The organism is Paenibacillus sp. N119s, assembly GCF_059447605.1.
Genome location: NZ_JCAJRU010000080.1, coordinates 1 through 19,274, shown reverse-complemented (window position 1 = coordinate 19,274; position 19,274 = coordinate 1). Strand labels below are relative to the sequence as shown.

The 19,274-nt window shown below is 47.2% G+C and carries 7 protein-coding genes; 3 read left to right on the top strand and 4 right to left on the bottom strand.

What is annotated here, in order from left to right; translation table 11 throughout:
• Positions 1-332: aminotransferase class V-fold PLP-dependent enzyme (locus tag AC5V8P_RS11515; protein WP_495473639.1), on the top strand; the 332-nt coding region annotated here is incomplete at its 5' end.
• A complete protein-coding gene (locus AC5V8P_RS11510) occupies positions 329-868 on the top strand; it encodes a transcription repressor NadR (RefSeq protein ID WP_063210664.1) in 540 nt (179 codons plus the stop codon). The genes AC5V8P_RS11515 and AC5V8P_RS11510, both read left to right, overlap by 4 nt.
• A 137-nt stretch (positions 869-1,005) precedes the next feature.
• Here the strand turns inward: AC5V8P_RS11510 and greA are convergent, their stop codons facing one another.
• Entirely contained in the window at positions 1,006-1,485 is a 480-nt protein-coding gene (gene greA / locus AC5V8P_RS11505) for a transcription elongation factor GreA (protein ID WP_064797068.1), read from the bottom strand.
• A gap of 372 nt (positions 1,486-1,857) precedes the next feature.
• Here greA and AC5V8P_RS11500 point away from each other — a divergent pair, with 372 nt between their 5' ends.
• Positions 1,858-2,208, top strand: a complete 351-nt coding sequence (locus tag AC5V8P_RS11500; protein WP_063210660.1) for a hypothetical protein — start codon at positions 1,858-1,860, stop codon at positions 2,206-2,208.
• Between the two features lie 224 nt (positions 2,209-2,432).
• On the opposite strand, the gene AC5V8P_RS11495 is transcribed toward AC5V8P_RS11500, so the two are convergent.
• The 3 genes from AC5V8P_RS11495 to AC5V8P_RS11485 form a co-directional block, all read right to left on the bottom strand.
• Positions 2,433-5,477 (bottom strand): chitinase N-terminal domain-containing protein, encoded by a 3,045-nt coding sequence (locus tag AC5V8P_RS11495; protein ID WP_064797069.1) that lies wholly within the window; start codon positions 5,475-5,477, stop codon positions 2,433-2,435.
• A gap of 101 nt (positions 5,478-5,578) precedes the next feature.
• A complete protein-coding gene (locus tag AC5V8P_RS11490; RefSeq protein ID WP_064797070.1) occupies positions 5,579-7,480 on the bottom strand; it encodes a serine hydrolase domain-containing protein in 1,902 nt (633 codons plus the stop codon).
• A 265-nt stretch (positions 7,481-7,745) separates the two neighbouring features.
• Positions 7,746-18,977 carry an amino acid adenylation domain-containing protein gene (locus tag AC5V8P_RS11485; RefSeq protein WP_495473638.1) on the bottom strand — a complete coding sequence of 3,744 codons (11,232 nt, stop codon included), beginning with the start codon at positions 18,975-18,977 and terminating at the stop codon, positions 7,746-7,748.
• Between the last annotated feature and the right edge of the window lie 297 nt (positions 18,978-19,274).

The window sequence follows — 19,274 nt, the reverse complement described above, 5'->3', positions numbered from 1 at the left end:
AGAAGTCTATTCCGTTACATTGGATTGTACAGGAAAACGAGAAAAAAGCTGTGCTTCATCATATTGTGGGATGTTTTTTTGACGGTTACGAGGGACAATATGTTATGCTGGAATGTAATCGCAGCGGTGTCTGTATATCTACTGGTAGTGCATGTGCCGCCGGACATCACGAGCCTTCGCCTGCCTTACAGGCGCTTGGAGCATCCGGTCGTGAAGCCTTACAGTTTATCCGTATTTCTTTCGGTAGGACAACCACCATCGAGGAATTAAATGTACTGGTAGATATTTTGACAGACCTGAAGCATCGACAAGAAAGGAGCTTATCCCGTTGACTGAATCTTTAAAACGGTCGGGTACGGATCGCCGAGAACAGCTATTATTGTGGCTCAAAAGCGAATCACCGTTGACCGGGAGCGAACTGGCACGCAGGTCCTCCGTTTCAAGACAAGTAATTGTACAAGATATCTCCCTGTTAAAAGCAAGCCAGGAGCCGATCCTTGCAACAAGTCAAGGATACATTTATATGGAGCCTGCGGCTCAAGCCGCTCCTTCAGCCTCTCGTATTATTGTGTGTAAACACGGACCTGAGCAAGCAGAAGAAGAATTAAAGCTGATTGTGGACCACGGTGTCAGTGTGCAGGATGTCATCGTCGAGCATCCAGTATATGGAGATTTGACTGCTCCAATACGGGTCGGAACTCGCAAAGAAGTGGACGATTTTATACGTAAGATCAGTTCCACCCAAGCCACTTATCTGTCCCAACTGACTGGAGGCATCCACCTGCATACCTTGAATGCCTCAGATGAAGATAAAATCAATGATGCCTGTGCTGCATTGGAGCAAGCTGGCTTCCTGATGACTGATTAATCTAAGTACGAATGTACGATAGCAAAGCCAAGAAATCCGTCCAGTGTGTGGAGTGCAAATGCATTCCATACAGACGGTTTTGCAAATAGCTAGAAATGAAAAATCCCGGCCCCCTTATAAAGGGAATCGGGAATGGACTAGGTAAGCTTAATCTCTAGCAACTCATATTTGATTACAGCCATGGGGGCATCAACATGAATGATACTGCCCACTTTTTGCCCCAAAAGTGCCTTGCCTAAAGGACTCTCATAGGAAATTTTGTTATCCAGAACATCTGCCTCAGCAGGACTTACAACTTTGTATTCCACCTTCTCCGAAAATTCGATGTCATTCAGAATAACTGTAGATCCAATACCGACTGTTTCAAGATCGAGATTACTTTGATCTACAATCCGTGCTTTGGTCAACATTTTTTCCAAGACCATGATCCGTGTTTCCATAAACGCTTGATCGTCCTTGGCTGAATGATATTCACTATTTTCCTTTAGATCTCCATAGCTGATGGCTAATTTGAGGCGTTCGGCTAGCTCCTTGCGTTTTACCGTCTTCAGTTCCTTCAGCTCTTCCTCTAACTTGGCTAATCCCTCTTTAGTTAACAATACTTCTTCATTCGTCATAGTCTTATTTCAACTCCTATTTCAGCACTTTGCATAATTCAAGTTCAACACTCGAATATACATTATCTAAACGAGCTAAACCGTTAGGGTCCATCTTTTGCTGATTGGATAATGCTCCTAGAATTGATGCACAATGCTCATTTAGCTTGCTTTATTGTAGTTTACTCTAAATTGGACCAACATGCGAAAAGAAATTCAGAAAATTAGCAGTCAGCTACCTTCGAGCATAGTATCCACATGGTAACCAAAGCTTTATTGTTCGCATATCGTATGATCATAACGTAATTTTAATGAGCACGTGCAGTGCCGCTGCCCTTGTCCCATATCTCATGAAAACCAGACAGGAGCAGTGTATGGCGGGAGGAAGATTCAATGGCTTCCTTAGGAAAGAATGGCAATGGGAACGGGAATCGTAAATCCAAATCCCCTCCCAACGGTCAAAAGAAAAATGGATTAAACAGTAATTCAGCTATCTTTTCCGCACTTCAAGGAAAAAATGTGGAGGTCCTAGTCGCAGCCCTCCTACTAACAGGAAAACTAAACGTCGATTCTGTGACTTTATACAGGCAAGCAACTTTATTTTTAGGACTCACAGGAAAATACAAAACATTAGCATCTGCCCCTACCAATGTCGATAATATGGTGAAATTTTTAAATGATAACGGAAATATGACATTGGATCAGGTGATACAAGCCTTTTCCCAGAAAGTAAATAATAAATAATTAACAGAAAGCGAAAGGAGACATTTGTGTTGAGTGAGTTTGATGGAGAATATTTTGCAGAGGTAATCATTATTGTGATTCTAGTCACTCTGTTCTTCTATGGCTCCTCAGAAATAGAGGGACTTTCCGCTTCGCCTACTCAAACCTAAAATGATAATTCCCAACAAAAAAGCACCTATCGGCTCTCACGAGCTCAATAGATGCTCTTATTTTTTAACGGCCTATCATTTCGAATTACGTTCCTTCACTTCTACACTTATGGTTTGACTAGAAACTTCTCCGGCAGCATTGACTAGCTCGGCCCGATATTCATACGTACCTGGCTTTTGGTTTTGAATGTGGGTCACAGCACTTTGGGCCTGCGGGCTTCGGCTCGACAGTTTTTGCGTGTCGATCAGCTTACCATCTTCATACATGTTGTACTTGGTTGCATTTGTGCCCCACCACATATTCATTGTCAGGGTATAGGTGCCGTCACCGTCCCAATTGTCATGAGACAACACCGGAATGCCTGGAGAAGCATCCGTTACTTCAACAGTTAACGGGTCGCTGACCGTTTTCCCGGAAGCGTTGATCAGCTCGGCTGTATACGTGTAGGTGCCGTTGCCCTTGCCTGTAACAGAAATGACTGCATGTTGTGCTCCAGGGGAAGCTGTTTGCAACGATTGAGTTGCGATCAGCTTGTCATTTTCATACAGCTTGAGTTCATCACCGTTCGTACCCCACCACAGATTCATGGTAATGTTGTAATCGCCGTCCTTCAGTCCGGTGTCCTGACCATTGTCATGAGATAGCACAGGTTTACCCGGCACTTCACCCGTAGTGGTTTTCTCGACTCTAACGGTTACAGCATTGGATACGACCGTTTTACCGTCCAAGGTGACGCTGGCTGTAATGTTGGCGCTCCCCTCTTTTATGGCCCGAAGTTCTCCATACGTATCCAGCGTAACGGATTCATGACTGCTAATATACTGAACAGATGCATGACTTAGATCGGCTTGACTGCCATCTGTCAGCGTACCCTTGAGATGTGTGGCTGCTGTATCCCCAACGTTAAAGGTTGTTTGATCCAGCAAAAGCTCTACCTCTTGCAGAGCAGCACCATTCTGAGTTGAAAAGTCATCGAGCCCGCGCGGCTTTAACTGATAATTCCCTTTGAAAATTGATGAAATCCCCTTCAGCTTCACTTGCTGCCCTTCTTGATATGGAAAAGATGTGCGTGTTAAGCCTGTTCGTGCATCGATTCGCACATGATGGCTAACCTCACCCGCAACTGCATCAAATTCAAACGAACCTGCAGGTGTTGCATCTATCACATTACGGATCATTGCAGCAGGAAGCTCAACCAGTTGTCCTTGGTTCGCATCACTCAACTCGGTGACTTGCACAGCTTGCGGAAGTTGTCCTTCACCCGTTTTTTCAACGGTCACTGGATCGGTCAACTCCAATTCACTGTTATACAGCGCTAAGCTCGCTGTAATCTTTACTCGATCACCTTGGTGAAAGCCGCTTTGATTTTGATATACATAAATACCGCCACTTTCGTCCTGCATGTAAAAGGCTTGGCCGCCGAATGCCCCTGGTTCTGTCGTCACAACCCCCTCTAAGGTCACAACTTTACCAGCCGGAAGACTTCGTGCTTCTGCGACACGGATACGAGCTGGAATCGTATTTCCTTCATCGGGCAATGGTTGGGCTGGGACATCTGCCAGCACGACGGACTGGGTCAGCAGGTTGCTGCCGTTTTGTCTCAACCTAAGATTAGCTGAACCACTGGTACCCGGCTTAACCCGCACCGTCAAGTCCTTATAGGCATGCCCCTTGCTATCGGATTCCAGACTAAAAGTTCCGCTATAACCGTAGGAGGTTGGCCAGCTTCCATCCGGATTTTGAATCTGGGCTACCTGATTACCGCCCGCCACATAAATCCCTGTGCTGAATCCACTAATCGTGCTACCCGGAGCCAGTTGGTCAGCAACTATGCGAATTTGAAAAGGCTGGGCATTCGGCAGTTGCTCCTGACGAACGATGCTGTACACTGGCTGTGCACTGGCTGTAGGTCCGCCATAGGAACCGGCCTTGAATGTTTGCGAATCCCACCATTTGTAACCGGCAGCAGGAGCAGACCAAGGCTCGGCTTGCGGTTCCGTGGAAGCCTGTGGTTCTTCAAAAGGTAATAACGCCGTCGGCTGATCAAGCTGTAAGTTTTTTATATCCGATAGGCTGGTATACTCCTCCTTCTTGGACAACCAGTCTACCATATTGACCAGTAACACGGCGTCATCCTGCTCCTTAAAGCCGTCATACGTTGTCTTCTTGGTTCCTGTCTCTTCACGCAAGTATTTTGGCGTTGCGTCTTCAACAGGAGATGAATCCCCAATGAAAGCAGCTTTGCCTAGACCGACTTTGGCTACAGCAGCATAAGGTCCTTCCGTTATACCTCCTCCGTTATAGACGCCCTGATCAACTGCATTCCCCCAAGCCTGATTGGTTTTAGGCAGATATACGATCCCCTTGGCTTTGGTCGGGTCAACAATCGCCAATGTTGATCCTGCGTGCATCGCCACATTACTCACACCCGTTGTAATGCCAAACGCCTGTGCAGGCTCAACAATCTGGTTAGCCGTGATATCGCCTAATGCATTGTAGCGAAAACGTATACCAAACTGACTGCCTAGCCAATCTGAGCTAACTACGCCCTGCATCGCTGCCGAGCCTTTTTCCTCCTCACTCATTCCCTTTGCAGGGTCTTCCCATGCACCACGACGGTACCCGTTGATACTTTCTGATCCATCCCAGCGATTCTTGTTGCGGTCGGCGTTATAATGATCTCCAATGAAAAAAATGCTATTGCCTGCTTTAACATACTGTTCCATTGCTGCTTGTTCGCTTTGTTTAAAAGGAATATTAGGCTCTGCTGTCACAAATACATCATAATTCTTTAAATCATTATAAGTAATGGGTGTAGATTGGCGAAGTTCATGAACATCGTAGCCATTGTTTGCAAGGGCTTGTCCGAAATCTGAGAATCCACCATCAATCACCCAATCTGCTGCGCCAGCCGTCTGTCCATGTGTATTATCGAACAACACTTTTTTACCAGCATTCTCATTGACCACTTTGGCTGCAAGATAAGGGGCTGGGTCAGCTGGACCTTCTGCATGGGCCGGTTGCACACTGCCCACAACACCAGTGTACAACGATAAAGTGAAAACCATAGCAGTTGCGTATTTGAAGCTGCGGGATGTAAGACGATGAAAGATTCCCATTCTATTCCTCCTGTTTATTGGTTTAAGGCCCCTCTTAGAGGGGCACTAAATATAAATGTTAGCATTCATTTATGTTCGGACATGCGATGGTTTGTAAATCTTTAGGAATAATGGAATGGGAGGAAGTTCCAATAAAAGAGATAGGCCGTATGCAGCAATGTGAGTACCGCAAAAAGGATTTTTCCAGCAGCCCGGGCTCTTGTTTCCCCGGTAATCAGCTTTGTGCTATTCACGATCAATACCCACACAGCAAGGAGTGCTGAAAGGAGCGGCAGCATGCAAATTCCCCAAATATACCAGGCGGGATAGCCATACACCATCTGATTGTTGCCATAGACGACCTGGACGCCGAGAAAAATCGTATTTAGTAACGCGATGTATGCCAGATTGGATGAAATGTGATTATTCGTTTTACGGATAGCTCTAAGCACATACCTTATGATCCAAATCAGTAGGGTTGTGATAAAAAATAAGGATGCGGCAGCATAGCTGACGAGCAGCGTCCAGGTACGGTGCCAAAGTGTTGTCTGCCTCATGGTCTTACTATCTGGGGCAATCATCATCCACGTACCCTTATCCTGATATAGCAAAACTTTGAGCTGGCCCCCCCTCTCCACAAAGAGTCCATCACCTGCTGCTTGAAAAACTTTGTCTGTTGTTTCATTCTGATTTGGGTATTTTCCTTTAACAATTAACGTATGGTCATCTTGAATTCGAACGGTGTATTTAATGCCTCCCAGTATCCGAATCCATTTTCCCCATCCATGAACAGGCGTAGTATCTACCTGATATACGCCCTCGATCTCCGGCGAAAGCTTCACTTGCGCGGCAGAACGAGCCATTGACTGAGAAGTGGCATGCGGTTTTGCGGGAAGCATTTGGGCTATCGCGTCAATGACTTTACCATGTAGCAGGGTATCTGTGTCGGCTGAATTGATGGTCACAAAAATACCGATCTTTTGGGACGGAATCAGTACCATTTCAGAAATAAAATCATCAATTTCTCCGGTAGCCCACAACATGGGTAACCCCGTCTTCAGTTGACCGCGGAAAAATCCATAGCCCAAGCCATCCAGGCGGGCATCTGCTGCAAATTGCTGTGCATGCATCATTTTTACCGTTTGCGGCTGGAGCACCGTTTTGCCCTCATACTCTCCTTGGTTTAAATGAGTAATCAGATAATGGGAAAAATCGTTGGGTGTGACGTTCAATGCTCCTGCTCCCGGCAGATTGATATACGATAAGGGTTGTTTTACATAAGCTCCATGCTTCCAATGATACGATTGGGCCAGTTCCGGATGATTTAACGGCAACTCCAGTGTCGCGCTGCGCATATTCATGGGCTGGAATAGATGTGTACGGAGGTAATCATTCAGTCCCTGACCGGTTACTTGCTCCACGATATTACCGATCAGACCGAAGGCGACATTACTGTATTCATACTGAACTCCAGGTTTACGAATAGGTGGCTGATTTTTAAAATACGTGCTGAGATACTGCTCTGTAGGTAAAACACCTGCCCGAGTCGAACTGTTAATGTCGTATATCGCTTCATCTAATCCCGCAGTATGTGTCAGAAGCTGATGCAGATTAAAGGGATGATTTTGGTATTGCGAAGCTTGGTAGCTGTGGAGATAGCGGTTTACGTCTTCATTCAAATCAAGCTTATTTTGCTCGACCAACTGCATCGTTACGCTTGCACTAAATGATTTGGTTAGCGAACCCACACGAACAATAGTCTTCGCCGGGTCGAATGCCTTTTTCCGCTCCAGGTCTGCATATCCATACCCTTTACTAAAAAGAATGTGATCTTCTTGGGTCACCACGACGGCAGCTCCCGGAATATGCAATTTTTCCAATTCTGTACTCATCATGTCATCTACTGCTTTTTCCACCGAATTTGGCGTGATACTGTCTGCTGCCCATACCGAACCGATGAGCAGATTCCAGAGAAACAACACTGCTAAAAATGTGGATAGGTAGCAAATGCCTCTATTCTTCATATTCAAGTACTCTCCTTACGTATGAGTTTGATTTGATAATTTGAACCGTGCGGTGATTGCATAGCGAGCAGATCTTTATACCCCGAATGGGAGCCATCAGCAAGGCGCTATGGAATCATCGCACTTCCCATCTCGGGAGTGCACATGATAAAGCGAATCCTGATCGAATCGCGTAAGCAGAAGACTTCTTACTTGTTCGATCAGGATTCATGGGTTACAGATAAAATTAGTAATGCCAGTTAGTTAAATCATCGACCGGCAATTTTCAAGAATTATGATGGGCCAAACCTTGTGTCATGTCCTTGTTCATGTTCTGAGTTATCTTTTGTAATGTGGCACGGATACTTTTTACATTTTCTTCGATAAATCCGGGTTCCAGCAGTTCATAATGATTCCCAATCAAGCTATGTTCTTCATAGCTTCCTTGTGTAGCATCTTTCCATAAAAGTTTATTATCTCCTGTACCTTTCACCGTTTCCGATCCAGCAGCGACAAAGCCATGAATATTCGCCTGGACGCTTTCTGTGTTCACAAGCTGGTTGCCATACACCGCATAAGCGATCATTTTACGCTGGTACGTTTCATTCAACAGCTCACGATAGGATTCGGGAACCTGTTCCAGCATGGCATGAATTTCCCGCTCTGTTTCTTCGTTTGTGAAAGGCAGGGCTTCTGCCCTTTTGACCGAATCGAGCATTAAAATATCGGATACAGTATGACCTTGGCGCTCCAGTGTGTCGGCAACCTTATGCGCCAGATTACCACCTATGGAATAACCAAGCAGCACATACGGACCTTGCGCCTGCGTGCTGATGATTAAATCAACATATCGTGCCAACATGGCCTGCTCGTCTGCAACATCATCTACGAATTCTAATCCATACACGACGGCGTCTTGGTCCAGCTGCTTCGCAAGCTCTGCGAACGACAGCCCATATCCAAGCATAGGCGGAAAACAGAAGATGGAGACCGGACCGTGTTCATTTAACCGAATGATTGGACTATCCGCCTTGTATTCCAGATCAGACTTCAGTAATACCAGCCCCTGCTCTTCTATAGTCGGATACTCCAGAACACTGCGGATGGGAAGCTCGATGTCTGTGGCAAGGTAAATTTTGCGTATAAGCTCCAGTACCTTCAAGGAATGCCCACCTAACATGAAAAAGTCATCGTGGATACCCACTTGCGGGATTTCGAGCACTTCCTGCCAAATGGCTGCCAGCAACTGCTCCACATCGGTTCGCGGTGCGACATATTCTGTACCTGCTCTTAATACTGTGTCTGGCGCAGGCAACGCCTTACGGTTAATCTTGCCATTGGCAGTCAGTGGAATATGATCCATCTGTACGAATACGGATGGAATCATATAGCTCGGTAGACTGCCCGACAACACTGTTCGAATCTCACGGACGGTCAACTGGTCGTCAGCAGTGAAGTAAGCACATAATTGCTGCTGACCTGCTCCATCCTGCAAAGCGATAACAACGCTGTCCCGTACGGATGGTACACTTGCCAGCCGTGCCTCTACTTCCCCCAGTTCAATCCGGTAACCCCGGATTTTCACTTGATGATCGATCCGACCCAGGTATTCAATGTTGCCGTCCGGCATCCATCTTGCCAAATCGCCGGTGCGGTACATCCGTTCGTATCCGGCTTCACCACCAGAGAACGGATCCTTCACAAATTTCTCGGCCGTCAGCTCCGGACGGTTCAGATACCCACGGGCTACGCCGACACCGCCGATGCATAGCTCCCCTGCAACCCCAATCGGCTGCAATTGCTCCGTGCCTTCCTTCACGATGTACAGACGGATGTTTTGAATCGGTTTTCCGATTGGAATCACTGCATATTCCTCTGATGGCTCGCAATCGAAGTACGACACGTCCACCGTCGCTTCGGTCGGACCATACAGGTTGACCAGCTTCGCTCCGGCCAGGCTCGACACGAGCCGCTGGAACCTCGCCACATGCTGTGGCGGCAACGCTTCGCCGCTGGCAAACACATGGCGCAGCGTACCCAGCTTCGCATGCATCACTTCCCGTGGCTGCTGCTCCACGTACTCTAGGAATGCATGCAGCATGGCCGGTACAAAGTGCATCGTGGTCACACTATCGCGGGCAATCGTATCAACGATGTCTTCCGGGTTCTTTTCCCCGCCCACGGACAACAGGCTTACCTTCGAGCCGACCATCGACCACCAGAACAGCTCCCACACCGACACGTCGAAGGTGAAGGCGGTCTTTTGCAGAATGGTATCTTCTGCACTCAAACCGTAACGATCATGCATCCACAAAATCCGGTTCAGCACGGAATGGTGCTCTACCATCACGCCCTTCGGTTTTCCCGTCGAACCGGAGGTGTAGATCACGTACGCAACATGGTGCGGTCCGGCCAGTGGTTCCAAATTCGAGCTATCTTCGTCGTAGATATCCTCGCGATCCAGCACCAGCACCTGACCGTCGAAACTCACCGAGGCTTGCTCCGCTAAATGCGATTGCGTTAGCACCAGCTTCGCGCCCGAATCCTCCAGCATAAAGCAGATGCGGTCGGCCGGAAATTCCGGATCAATCGGCACATAGGCTCCACCTGCCTTGAGGATCGCATAGATGCCTATGATCATGTCCAGCGAGCGATATACCAGAATCCCTACCGACTGATCTGGTTTAACTCCCTTCGCGCGCAAGGTGCGTGCAAGACGATTGGCTCGCTTGTTCAATTCACGGTAAGTTAAAGATTCATTACCCCAAACGACGGCAATCTGATCAGGCGTGCGTTCCACCTGCTCCTCAAACCGTTTTTGGATCGTCTGATTGCAGGGATATGTTAGGGCTGTGTCATTAAACTCCCCTATAATTTGTTGCCTTTCCGACGATGTAACCAATTCCAGATCTTCAACACAAATATTCGGGTTAAGCAAAACTTGCTTCAGCAGATGTACAAAATGTCCATGCAGACGCTCAATATCTGCTTGATCAAAGCTAACCGAATTATACATAAAACGAATTTTTATACCTTCTCCCGGCATAACGACGATGCTCAAATCATAGTTAGTCTGCTCTGTAGCCATCACATTTGAAACCGAGAATAACTCCTGCCCGTCACTTCCCATTTCCTCGATCTGCTCATCCACCGGATAATTTTCAAACACCATAATATGGTTAATTAAATTCTGTTTCTGATCGGTCAAAGCCTGAATTTCAAACAGCGGATACGTATCATACGCATGAGATGCCAGCGCTTGCTCCTGCATTTTCTTCATAACCTCTGCAAAAGATTCTCCTGCTTCACTACGGATGCGAACAGGAATGGTATTAATGAACAATCCGATAATATCCTCGACTCCGATAATCTCCGATGGACGGCCTGAGACGACACTGCCAAATATAACATCACTGTGATTGTTATACTTTTGTAGCAAAATCCCCCAAGCAGTTTGTAACAATGTATTCATGGTCACCTGATACCGCTTGGCCGTCTCCTCCACCTGAAGGGCCAGCTCAGGTTCCCAATCCGTCATCCAATCACTGGCCATATAGCCTTCACTCTTGCGCCCGGATTTTACAGCTGGCAGTGCTGTTTGTTGTTCATACCCGGACAAATAGCTGCTCCAGTAGTCAACTGCCGTCTTGCGATCCTGTGCTTCCAGCCATTCAATAAAGCGGCTGTACGGAACTGCTGGTGCCAGTTCTGGAGCTCTGCCCTCCCGAAGTGCTGCATAGCCCTCGAACACTTCTTTGTTCACAAGGGACAGACACCAGCCGTCCATCACGATATGATGGAAGCTCCACACAAAATGGTAACTGTCTTCCCCGGTGCGTAAAATCGCTACGCGTAGCAGGACATCCCGACGCAGATCAAAGCCCCGTGCTTTATCCTCCAATTTGAAGTTCTTCAGCCAGATATCCCTTTGATCGCTATCTAGTTCTCGTAAATCTTCGTAATAGAAACCGCAATCCCGGTTTCGATATACCACCTGCAATGGCTCCGTATCCCGTCCAAAATAAAAGTGTGTACGCAGCGCCTCATGTCGACGAACCAGAATATTCAGGCTTTCTGCAAAAGCCTTGATGTCCAGCTGACCTTGCATGTCATAAGAAACCTGCTCAAAATATGCGTCATTGGCAGCTGCTTGACTATCGAGCTGGCTGTGGAACAGCATTCCTTTTTGCATTGGGGTCAGTGTATATACATTGTCGATCTCACCCGCAGCGCCCATCTCAGATAACAGGCTGTCCAAGCCCTCGATACTCATTCCTTTATACGAAATATCACTTGGAGTCAGCTCTGTATGTTCTTTATGGATACAGTGATTCAAGATCTCGCGCAGGCTCGATTCCAGTAATTTCGCCAATCGCTCCATCGTCTCTGCTCGATAACAGGTTCGGCTATAGCTAATCGTCAGCCCCAACTGGCCTCCCGAAATCATGCCGCCAAAATCCAGCGTATAGGTCCGGGCCATAGTTGGGCTAAGTGGCATGCCCCCGCTGTATGGGGATGATTGCAGGTCATTTCCCTTCATATCCTGATCAAATTGTCCCAAATAGTTAAAACTGATTTCAGGATCTGCTTCAAACAGGGCTGGCGATGCTACCGCTAAATATTTCAATACACCATATCCGATCCCTTTTTGCGGGATACTGCGCAGTCCTTCCTTCACATGTTTAATCCGCTGCGAAAGAGCCGCTTCTTCTGGCATATCGAGTAAAACAGGATATTGGCTTGTAAACCACCCTATCGTCCGGGTAATATCCACCTCTGGAAGAATATTTTCACGTCCATGCCCCTCTAGATTAATCAGGAAACGATCATTTCCGCTCCATGCTTGTAATGCCATTCCTACCGCCGTCAGCAACAGGTCATTAATTTCTGTTCGGTAGGCACGATTGGCCTGCTTGAGCAGTTGCTCTGTCTCTGCATTTGTCCATAAAGCAGTAACCGACTCACTATCGCCAATCAATGGCTTATCATGCTCGTTATGTCCGTAATCCTGTGGCAAAGGAGCCAGTTCCGCTTGTGCAAGCTCCTCCCAATACGCCCGCTCACGTTCCATGGCCGGACTGTTGGCATAGGCGTACAGCTTCTCGGCCCACGTTTGGAACGAATCCGTCTTGTGAGGTAACTGAATTACCTGTTCACCCTTGGAGGCTTGCTCATATGCTGTCGCCAAATCCTCAAATAAGATACGCCAGGATACTCCATCTACCACCAAATGATGAATCGCAACCAGCAGATGATCTCCATCCGGGCAACGGAACAGGCCGAGCCTCATTAATGGCCCTTCGCTCAGAGAAATACCAGATTGAATTTCATTGCATTTAGCCTCAATTACCCGCTCCAAATCCCGTTCAATGACATCGCTGTTTCTATAGTCAAAGCACTTCAAGTGGTACGGTTCACCTTCAACTACACCTCGGTTCCATGCTGTATATCCGTTCTCCGACGACTGGAAAATCATACGCAACGCATCATGATGCGTTGTAATCTGATAGAGCGCCTGCCGAAGCGCCTGTTCATCATAGCCTTCCCGCCGATAGAGCATGACCGATTGGTTGAAATAGTGTGGTTCACCCGTTGGCTGTTCAAAGAACCAGCGCTGAATCGGTGTAAGCACAACATTTCCGGTAACCTCGCCCTGCTCGGCTACTCGGTTAACTGGCTGAATATAAGTACTTAGATCCGCAATTGTCGGGTATTTAAACAAGTCCTTCATTTCCAGCTTGTATCCAGCCTGAAACAAGCGAGACGACACTTGAATGGCCTTGATAGAGTCACCACCCAAATGGAAAAAGTTATCCTTTATCCCAACCTTCTGAATGCCCAGAATGGCTCCCCAAGCCGCAGCCAGCGCTTGTTGAACATCCGTTTCAGGTGCCACATAATCCATGCCTGTATCGAGATTATTTTCAGGCATAGGCAGTGCCCGACGGTCTACTTTGCCATTCAGCGTCAAGGGCAGTCTGGATAGTTGCACAAAGTAGGAAGGTACCATATAGCTCGGCAGATCCTGCGATAAAGCGTTACGTAAATCGCTAGCGCTTAATTCGCTATCTGTTACAAAATATGCACACAGCTGTTTTTGCCCGTGGTCATCCTGCCGCACGATAACAACCGATTCCTTCACACCTGCAATCGTGGACAAACGGGTTTCAACTTCACCTAGTTCGATGCGGTAGCCGCGAATTTTGACCTGCTCATCCATTCTTCCCTTATATTCCAGTACGCCGTCAGCACGCCAACGCACCAAATCCCCTGTACGATAGCAATATTCTCCAGGCCGGAATGGATTTTCAATAAACTTTTGTGCCGTAAGCTCAGGCCGATTCAGATACCCGAGTGCCACGCCATCGCCACCGACGAGCAGCTCGCCCCATGCTCCAATAGGCTGCAGTTTTAACAAGCGATTGACCACATAAACGGTCGAATGATCAATCGGACGCCCAATGGGAACAGACTGGGTTTGCGGTTCAGAAATGTCGTAGGTAGTGGAAAAGGTCGTGTTTTCCGTCGGTCCATAAGCATTGATCAACCGAAGGTGCGGGTACTCCTTCAACACGCGGTTGATGTGCGGTACGGACAACACGTCACCACCCACGAGCAATTCCTTCAGAGATGCAAATACTCCAATGTCTTGCTGAGAATGCTGATTAAATAAAGCCGAGGTTATAAACATGGTGCTAATACGATACTTGTCAATCGCCTGCTTAAACTTGGCAGCATCCAAAATAGTGTCATGATTTACGATATATAGTTGACCGCCATTCAACAGCGTTCCCCAAATTTCAAAGGTGGAGGCATCAAATACAACTGCCCCCATTTGCAGCATACGTGTATTTTCGTCAAGCGTGGCAAAGCTATTGTTCTTCACCAACCGTACGACATTACGGTGATTGACCATAACCCCCTTCGGTTTGCCTGTCGTACCAGAGGTGTATATGACATGTGAAAGATCTAAGGCAGATGCCCCAGTTGAAATAGAAACTGACTCATCGATATGAGTATATTCTTCAAATTCACTACTCCATAGGTGTGCGTCACTCAAGTCGATGACTGGAATACCTGGTTCAAAAGGAACCTGTTTTCGTCGCTGTGACAATAACAGCATGGCACCGGAATCCTCCAGTAAATAACGGATACGCTCCTCTGGATAATCGGGGTCAATCGGGACGTATGCCCCTCCCGCTTTCAAAATCGCCAGCATCCCTACGACCATTTCAATGGAACGTTCAGCCACGATCCCTACTCGCTGTATCTGAGTCTCAGACCCGTGCCGTATCCCATGGGAAGCAAGTATACGTGCGAGACGGTCGGAACGCTCATTCAGCTCGCGATAAGTGAGCTGTGTATCCGCAAGAGTGATCGCTAGTCGATCCGGCGATTGTTCAACCTGTTCCTCGAACAGCACATGCAGCAATTGATCCCGTGGATACGGGGAGTCTGCTGCAGTGTTAAATTGCTCTAAAAGCTGTTCTTTTTCTTGGACCGTAACCATTTCTATAGCCGCAAGCGCGATATCGGGCCGTTCTATCACCACATTGATCAGCTGTTGTAAATGTAAAGCCAAACGTTCGATGGTTTCCCGTTTGTACAACCGGGTTCCGTATTGAAGAACACAGGCAATTTGTTCCCCATTCTCCTGCGCGAACAGACTCAAATCAAATTTGGCTGTCGTTTGTTCATTCGGATAGGGTGCCAATTGCAGCCCTGCCAGTTGCTGCTCTTTTTGCTCCAGGTTTTGCAAAGCAAACATGATATCAAATAACGGATTACGGCTTAAATCTCGATCCACACCCAGCTTTTCTACCAGCTCTTCAAACGGATAATCCTGATGTTCAAAAGCCTTTAACGCGTGTTCCTTGACCTCCAGCACATAATCGCGGAATGTTTTCCCGCCTTCCGGATAATTGCGGATTGCCAGTGTATTGACAAACATACCGATCAGATTGCCTAGATCAGCATGGGGCCGCCCCGCAATTGGCGAACCGACAATAATATCCTCCTGCCCGCTATAGTGGCTAAGTAAAGCCGTATAAGCAGCCAACAGCACCATATATAATGTCGACTCCGTCTGTAACGCAATCCTTTTTAATCCTTCGCTTTGACGTTGATTGAGCGTAAATTCCAGTACATCCCCTTCAAAGCTTCTCACCGCCGGACGTGGATAATCGGTTGGAATATCCAGCACGGGCAGTTCTCCTGCGAAGGTATTAAGCCAGTAGTTTTCCTGTTCCTGATAACGTTCACTTTGTTGCTGTTCCCGCTGCCAAGCAGCGTAGTCCTTATACTGAATACGCAGTGACGGAAGCGTATCTCCTTCATATAAGCGGATGAAATCCTGAATTAATACATTTATAGAGGTACCGTCCGAAATGATGTGATGCATATCCAGTAATAAAATATGATGCTCTGGATCTGTTTCTATCAAACCAACTCGGAATAACGGAGCCTGCCCAAGATCGAACGGCTGGACAAAGTTACGTACCAACTCATCCGTCTCCTTTTGGGTAGCTCCGTGAGCATAAGTTAACTCCATGTGAAAAGGAACCTCGTTATGTACTCGCTGAACAGGTTCACCATTCACGGTCTCAAAGCTTGTGCGCAATGTTTCATGGCGGTCAATAAGCTGATGGAACGCATTATCCAGTGCCTTATGATCAAGTGAACCCGTCAGTGTCAGAGCGCCAGGTATGTTATAGCTAATTCCCGATCCATCAAGCTGATTGAGAATATACATCCGTTTTTGGGCCGAAGATACCGCATAAAATGGCTTATTTTCCGAAACAGGGATGGATTCATAGGTTGTTTGCTCCAGTGCTTCAATGACCTGCGCAAGCTGTTCGATGGTTGGGTGCTGGAATAGGTCCTTTAGCTGCACATTTTTACGCAATTGCTTATGGATAAGCGATATGACATGGGTCGCACGCAGGGAATGTCCTCCTGCTTCAAAAAAGTTATCCTTAATGCCAATGCGCTCAAGCTCCAGCACATCTTTCCAGATGCTGATTAGTTGTGATTGTAATTGATTTTGAGGAGGTACATATTCTGCGCCTGAGCTTATGCCTCCCTCCGGTTGCGGCAACGCCCGGCGATCCACCTTGCCATTAGGCGTCAAGGGCAATTGTTCCAGCTGCACAAAATACGATGGCACCATATAACCCGGTAGCTCCCGGCTCAAAGCGCTGCGAAGCTCACTTAACTGTACATCCGCATGGGTTATCACATAAGCGCAAAGCTGCTTTTGTCCCTGCTCATCCTCCCGTGCAATTACAACTGCTTCTCGAACGGCCTCCAGCTTCAACAGCTGCGTCTCCACCTCGCCCAATTCAATCCGATAGCCCCGGATTTTCACTTGTGCGTCGATCCGTCCCTTGTATTCCAGCGTCCCGTCCGCATTCCAACGCACTAGGTCCCCTGTTCGATAGCAGCGTTCGCCGTTACGGAACGGGCTGTCGATAAACTTTTCGCTCGTCAGGTCCGGGCGGTTGCAGTATCCGCGAGCCACCCCGTCACCGCCAACGAGCAGTTCTCCCCATGCTCCAATCGGCTGAAGCTGCATCGAGTGGTCCACGACATATGCTGTTGAGTTATGAATCGGTCTCCCAATCGGAATGGATTCGGATTGCATACTAGTGATCGCATGTGTAGTGGAAAAGGTCGTATTTTCTGTGGGACCATAGCCGTTAATAATCCGCAGGTTTGGATGAGCCTTCAGTACCCGGTTAATATGCGGCACGGACAATACATCGCCACCGACCAACAATTCCCTTATTCCCTCGAACAGTTCCAAATCCTGCTGGGAAAGCTGATTAAAGAGCGGCGCGGTCAGCCACATCGTGGTAATGCCATGATTACGGACAGCTTCCTTAAGTCTAGGTGCATCCAAAATCACATCCTGACTTACCAGCACCAGCTGTCCACCGTTCAATAGCGCCCCCCAAATTTCGAAAGTGGACGCGTCAAAGACAACAGACCCGGTCTGCAAAATGCGCGTGTCAGCATCCAAGTGTGCATAGTTTGTATTTTTCACCAAACGCACGACATTGCGATGCTCCACCATAACGCCCTTGGGCTGGCCTGTTGTACCTGAAGTGTACATAATATAAGCCAAACGATCAGCTGCGTAAACTTGATGTATTGGTTCAGCTTGTTCGGATTGCGTAGTTTCTGTTTGTATGGTTTCTGGTTGTGTGGTTGAAGTAGAAGCAAGTTCGGAACTGGCAGAAATAGAGTAAAACGGATTTAGGCAGTCCACGTATGCCATATCAGCCAGATCCGTATTTGTCCCATGATCATTCGACAAAATTGGATCGTAACGATCAACATCATCCGTTCCATAAATCGCAGCATCACTTAAATCAAGCACCATTCCTTTAAACTCAGCGGGCCGATGTTCTATTTTCTGCACAAGTAGTATTTCGGCACCGGAATCCTCCAGCAAATAGCGCACGCGTTCGTCCGGGTATTCGGAATCAATCGGAACATACACCCCGCCCGCTTTAAGAATTGCGAGCATACCTACGATCATCTCTATCGAGCGTTCAGCTACAATGCCGACCGTCTGCTCGGTGCGAATTCCCTGCTTAAGTAAAGAATGAGCCAGTCGGTTAGCCTTTTCATTTAATTCTCCATAGGTCAGGCTATCTTGTCCAGACACTACTGCCACCTGCTGAGGTGTCTGCTTCGCCTGCATCTCGAACAATTCATGAATGGACGTATGACTCGGATAATCTACAACTGTATCGTTGAAGGTATGAACCAACTGCTCTACTTCTTGCTCTGACAGCACTTGTGCTGTGCAAATCTCCAACTCTGGCTGATGCAAAACAACGCTGTACAGCCGTAATAGTTGCTCAACAAAGCGTTTAATCGTCATCTGGTCATAACGGTCGCTGCTGTATGTCACATTCAGGGAAACCGCTGCATTTTCCCATTGAAATTGAAAATCCAATTCAGATTGCACATGGTTCAGAAAATCAGAAGTGTGAATGTTTTGCAGGGATGCCGTGGTGTGAATAAGAGGCTTATCGTTCTCGTTACGCGGAATTTCAAGTCCCTCGGTATAGTTCCAAAAAGGGATATTTTGGTGTCCAATTGCTTCGCTGACAGAGGTTTTGATTTGAGACAGCAAGGTTTTGAAGGTTGTTGATGAATCTAGCGTATTTTTTAATAGAAGCAGATGGTTGATCGGCTTGGTAGCACCGTTGCCAGACTTGGCTACTGGAATGCCCAGCAGCACACATTCCTCACCTGTGTATTTATGCAATAAGCTTTCTACTCCAGCAAGCAGGACCATAAAAACAGCCCATGGAGCCCCACCTGTTATAGATGATATTCTTTTGGAAATTTCTAATGGAAATGTAAACGTGTGCGTATGACAGTTAGAATTCGTTGCAGTTGTATCCCTGGACAGACGATTGGTATATGGCAAACAGATGATATGATCCTCAGATTCCAGCTTATGACTCCAGTAATTTTTTTCCTTCTCAAATAAGGCTTTCAATGACATCCCTCCTGCTTCATGGGGTTTGTACCCCGGTTGGAATGGTACGTTGCTACGTAAATGAGCATTATGTCGGAAAAATAGTACTTTGCAGGCAAGGGCAGTCGGACAAGCCGCCGCCCCTGCACATGCAAAGTCAAATAAGTCAAATCATTCATTTTTAGAAAACTGATTTAGAAAACAAAGTCAATGGAATCTGGCGAGAAGCCTTTCGGTTGCTCGCTTGAATTCACCTGAATATCGCTTAATAGCAAATCCGGATTGGCTCCAACCTGTGACAGGATCGCTATCAAATCT

What these genes read in the sequence shown, in the direction of transcription:
- AC5V8P_RS11495 (WP_064797069.1), bottom strand. Translation starts at nt 5,477, where the DNA reads ATGGGAATCTTTCATCGTCTTACATCCCGCAGCTTCAAATACGCAACT.
- AC5V8P_RS11490 (WP_064797070.1), bottom strand. Translation starts at nt 7,480, where the DNA reads ATGAAGAATAGAGGCATTTGCTACCTATCCACATTTTTAGCAGTGTTG.
- greA (WP_064797068.1), bottom strand. Translation starts at nt 1,485, where the DNA reads ATGACGAATGAAGAAGTATTGTTAACTAAAGAGGGATTAGCCAAGTTA.
- AC5V8P_RS11500 (WP_063210660.1), top strand. Translation starts at nt 1,858, where the DNA reads ATGGCTTCCTTAGGAAAGAATGGCAATGGGAACGGGAATCGTAAATCC.